This is a genomic window from Mesorhizobium sp. M7A.F.Ca.CA.002.05.1.1, assembly GCF_003998335.1.
In the GTDB taxonomy this organism is placed as follows: domain Bacteria; phylum Pseudomonadota; class Alphaproteobacteria; order Rhizobiales; family Rhizobiaceae; genus Mesorhizobium.
The window spans coordinates 1-799 of sequence record NZ_RZQI01001467.1 but is presented as its reverse complement, the minus strand read 5'-3'; the positions used below and the strand labels follow the sequence as shown (position 1 = coordinate 799).

The 799-nt window shown below is 63.2% G+C and carries 1 protein-coding gene and 1 pseudogene; both read left to right on the top strand.

What is annotated here, in order from left to right:
- The coding region (locus EN939_RS36410; protein ID WP_442919601.1) for an SPOR domain-containing protein at positions 1-499 on the top strand (499 nt) is incomplete at its 5' end.
- A 103-nt stretch (positions 500-602) separates the two neighbouring features.
- Positions 603-799, top strand: a pseudogene (locus EN939_RS38410) (D-alanyl-D-alanine carboxypeptidase); the annotation flags it as partial.

Here is a 799-nt window from a genome sequence, read left to right as displayed (position 1 = left end):
GGGCCAGTTGACCGATTCCGGTTCTGTCCAGCCGGTCATGTCGGCGCAGTCGTCGGCGTATGGCGATCTGGCGCTTCCGGATTTCGGCCCGATCGTGCCGGAACGCCCGCAGATCAATCTGCCGCCGCAATCACCGTTTGCCATGGCCTCGCTGTCCTATGCCGACGAGCGGGTCGAACGCGCCTCAAGTGCCTTCGCCGCGATGGGTGGCGACGGGATGTCGCCGGCCGACGTGCTTCAATCGTGGAAGCGGCAGCCGCCACCGGCCGGTCCGTCCACCGACTACGTCGCTGCCGGTTCGTTCGAGGATGCCGGAGAAGCCAAGCGTATTGCCGCTCAGCTTGCCGCCTTCGGCAAGATCGAGATCCAGCGTTCGGAACTCGACGGCGAGGATTGGTATTCGGTCAATCTCTATCCCGATGGCCACCGCAATCTGGACGAGATGTTGCAGGCTGCCTGGTCGCATGGCGCTCCCGATGCGCTGGCTGTGCGCAACTGAGTACAAGCCAGGCTGGATTTCGGCTACGCGGTTGATCCGCCGTGCAAAAAGCCCGATACTTTTTGCGGGCTTGCCGGCGGTGCCGGCCAACGGGTCGAACATCATGCAATTTCGCTTGCTCCCGCTCGCCGGGCTTCTGGTTTTTGGCCTGCTGCTGTTTTTCCAGGCTCCGGCCGGCGCGCAGCTGTTCGAGACCAAGGCCGCACAGGCCTTCATGATCGACGCCGAGACCGGGACGGTGCTTTTTTCCAAGGATGCCGACAAGCCGATACCGCCGGCCTCAATGGCCAAACTGATGAC